Source organism: Agriterribacter sp. (genome assembly GCF_035445465.1).
Taxonomy (GTDB): domain Bacteria; phylum Bacteroidota; class Bacteroidia; order Chitinophagales; family Chitinophagaceae; genus Agriterribacter.
The window spans coordinates 1-3,917 of record NZ_DAOMQT010000117.1; the positions used below are offsets into that span (position 1 = coordinate 1).

A 3,917-nucleotide genomic window follows, 5' to 3' on the forward strand; every position below is an offset into this window, starting at 1 on the left:
AAAAGGGCCGGTATAGAAGATATGCCACTAAGACACAAGCCTGCCGGCAGGCAGGTTCGTGACTTCGTGGCAAAATATTACTTTTTAGACAGCGCCTGTCGTAACCAGTCTTCTCTAACATTATACCCGCATGCAGTCATCATATACCCACAAATAAAAGCGCTTTTCCCTGCGTATTATTTGGCTAATATCTCATCTTTAGTATAAAGGGATTCATACAATTATATCATAGTACTTTTTTGTAAGTTCCTGTTCAGTGAAATCGCTTTTTATCTTTAGGCAAATCACTTTTCTTTACGCTAGATGATAAGTTTGCGAGCGCAAAAAATGCAATAGCAAAAGGGCACATGGAAGCTACAGCGAACACGGGGCAACGGCAGGGAGTGGCGTTTTTGTTCGGGTGGAAAATGAGCAGTTCCTCATCTCAAATATTAAACCTGCCTGTCGGCAGGCAAGTGTCTCATCTCAAATGGTTAGCTTTTGCTTTTTTCTTTCATCCTGAATTGTACTATTCATCTACACTGTTAAAACCGGTTTTTATTTTGGATCTGTTGTTTTTGCAAAAAGCGGTATATTAAGTTACAAAAGTCCGGCGAAGGTTAAACCATTAATTTTTTAACTTGTGTTGCAATATTCATTGATATGTCAAAAGAGCTGAGAAAACAACAGGCGCTGGAATACCATTCGAAAGGGAGACCGGGAAAAATTGAAGTAGTGCCTACCAAGGAAGCCAAAACGCAGCGAGACCTTTCGCTGGCCTATTCGCCCGGCGTAGCGGAGCCCTGCAAGGAAATTCAGCGGGATGTTGAAGCTGTGTATAAATACACGGCCAAAGGTAACCTGGTGGCAGTGATCAGCAATGGTACCGCGGTATTGGGTTTGGGCGATATTGGCCCCGAAGCGGGTAAGCCGGTAATGGAAGGGAAAGGTGTACTGTTTAAAGTATTTGCCGACATTGACGTGTTTGACATTGAGATCAATGAAAAGGATCCGGAAAAATTTGTGCAGATCGTAAAATCGCTGGAGCCCACATTTGGAGGCATTAACCTCGAAGACATTAAAGCTCCTGAATGTTTTTATATTGAAAAAGTATTAAAGGAAAGTATGCAGATCCCCGTGATGCACGATGACCAGCATGGCACAGCGATCATTACATCAGCGGCGTTGATCAATGCGCTGGAATTGCAGGCAAAAAAAATAGACAACGTACACTTTGTTGTTAACGGGGCGGGGGCTGCTGCCATGGCCTGTGTGCAGCTATACGAAGCGCTGGGCGCTAAAAGCCATCATTTTATCCTGTTCGATAAAGAAGGGGTATTGTATAATGGCAGACCCGGCCTCGATGAAGTGAAACAGCGTTTTGCCACTACCCCTAAAAAAGAACTCACCTTAGCTGAGGCGATGCAGGGTGCCGATGTATTCATTGGCCTGAGCGCCGCAGATACCGTTACGCGTGAAATGATCAAAAGCATGGCCAAAAAGCCGGTGGTATTTGCGCTGGCCAATCCCGATCCGGAAATTACCTGGGAAGCGGCTACCGCTTCCCGTAAGGATATTATTATTGCCACGGGGCGCAGTGATTACCCCAACCAGGTAAATAATGTGCTCGGCTTTCCTTATATCTTTCGCGGAGCATTAGATGTAAGGGCTACACAGATCAATGAAGCGATGAAAATGGCGGCGGTAAAGGCCCTGGCCGATTTGGCCAAAACACCGGTGCCTGATATTGTAACGCTTGCCTATGGTGAAAAAAACATGGTGTTTGGCCCGCATTATATTATACCCAAACCGCTTGATCCCCGGCTTATCTCCACTATTTCGCCCGCGGTAGCCAAAGCAGCCATGGAAAGTGGTGTTGCCAAACATACTATTGAAGACTGGGAAAAGTATAAAATTGAATTAGACGGACGGTTGGGCAATGACAACCAGTTGTTCAGGGTAATAGGAAGCAAAGCCAGGCAAGACCCGCGGCGCGTGGTTTTTGCAGAGGCGGATAATGTGAAGATCCTGAAAGCCGCACAAATTGTGCTGGATGAAAACATCGCCTATCCTATATTGTTAGGTGAGGAAAAAAAGATAGCAAAAATTGCCCGTGAAAACGGTATTGACCTGGAAGGTATACCTGTTATTGATCCGCGGAGCGAAGAATGGGACAAAACACGCCACGAATATGCCGCCCTGTATTTCAAAAAGAGACAGCGCCGCGGCATCAACAGTTATGAAGCGTCCAAGATCATGAAAGACAGGATCCGATTTGCCTGCATGATGGTGAATACGGGCGATGCCGATGCGGTAATTGGCGGACTTACCCGCAACTACCCCGAAACCGTAAGACCCGCTTTGGAAATAGTGGGAACAGAAAAGGGCGTGAAGAAAATTGCGGGCATGTATATTATTGTTACCAAAAGAGGACCTTTATTTCTTGCCGACACTACCGTGAATTTTAATCCTACGTCGGAAGAGCTGGCGGATATTACCCTGATGGTAGCTAAAGAGGTAAGGAACTTTGGTATTGTACCCCGTGTGGCGCTGCTTAGTTATTCTAACTTTGGCAGCAGTAATACCGCGGAAGCTATACTGGTTCGCAAAGCCAGGGAGTTGTTGAAAGAAAGAAGTCCGGATCTTATTGCCGATGGCGAAATGCAGGGTATTCTTGCTTTTAATAAAGATATCCTTAAGGAAAATTATCCTTTCAGCGAACTGGCAGATACAGATGTGAACATATTGATATTCCCCAACTTAAGTGCGGGCAATATTGCCTATAACCTGTTGCAGGAACTGGGTGGTTTTGATACCATAGGCCCTGTGCTGCTGGGTTTGGCTAAACCGGTACATGTATTGCAATTGGGCAGCTCTGTAAGAAGCATTGTAAACATGGTGCTGATTGCAGTGGCGGATGCCCAGCAAAAATGCCCTGAAAGAAAACCGGATGCTGATAAAGAGCAGCGTTGGTGGAAGAAAAGCAAAAAAGTAAATGAACTGATGTGATGCTGCAGAAAGAAGCATTGATTATATTTTACAAGTGCAATTCTTTTAGTATGAATTTGAAAATGATCATTCATGCAAACCATTGATGCTGTAATTGAGCGCCTGGGTGCTATTGTAGAACAAACAAAAGCAGATCAGAGCCGGGCAGGATATTTTGCGGCCTTATACAAGCGTATGACGATGGCGGTAGCGAAGGGTATACAGCAACACGCTTTTGAAGATGCAGACCGTATGATCCGGCTGGATATTGCTTTTGCAAAACGCTACTTAGATGCCTATGATGCATACCAGGAAGGGAACCCCTGCAGCACTTCATGGCAATTTGCATTTGACGGCTGCAGGCGCAATGAGCTCATAGTAATTCAGCATCTATTATCGGGCATTAATACGCATATTAATTTAGATCTTGCCATATCGGCTGCTGAAATATCGGAGGGCACGGCTATTGATGATCTTGAGAAAGATTTTAATAAAATCAACGATATCATTGCTTCACTGATTGATGATGTGCAGGAATGTCTTGCCAGGGTTTGGCTGCCCATGCGGCTCCTCGAAAAAATAGCATCCGGAAAACATATACCCGTGATCAACTTCAGCATTGATAAGGCAAGAACCGCATCATGGAGCAACGCGTTGCTGCTTGCAGGAATGAATACCGGGCAAAAACAATTTTATATACAACAAATGGATGCTGCCGTACTGCGTTTGGGGCAGGCCATCCGGTCGCCGGGTGCATTTACCCAACTGATTTTGAAAGGAATACGGGCAACAGAATATTCAAACATCAGCAGAATCATTAACCTGATAGATACTACTGTTGTGGAATGATAAATGCATGCAGGGTGGCGTTATGTTTATGATAAGATAAGGTGTTTTTTTGCCACGAAGTAATTATGTAAGAAAAGCATAGTGCAGTTGTTGCGGTCATG

The 3,917-nt window shown here is 44.8% G+C and carries 3 protein-coding genes; all 3 read left to right on the forward strand.

What is annotated here, in order from left to right:
• On the forward strand, positions 1-207 hold a 207-nt coding region (locus PLE34_RS21685), incomplete at its 5' end, for a hypothetical protein (RefSeq protein WP_324560697.1).
• Between the two features lie 435 nt (positions 208-642).
• On the forward strand, positions 643-2,988 hold the full coding sequence (locus PLE34_RS21690; protein ID WP_324560700.1) for an NADP-dependent malic enzyme: 2,346 nt from the start codon (positions 643-645) through the stop codon (positions 2,986-2,988).
• 72 nt (positions 2,989-3,060) lie between these two features.
• The gene (locus tag PLE34_RS21695) at positions 3,061-3,816 is read left to right on the forward strand and encodes a DUF5995 family protein (protein ID WP_324560703.1); all 756 of its coding nucleotides are present in this window, start codon (positions 3,061-3,063) and stop codon (positions 3,814-3,816) included.
• Positions 3,817-3,917 lie beyond the last annotated feature (101 nt).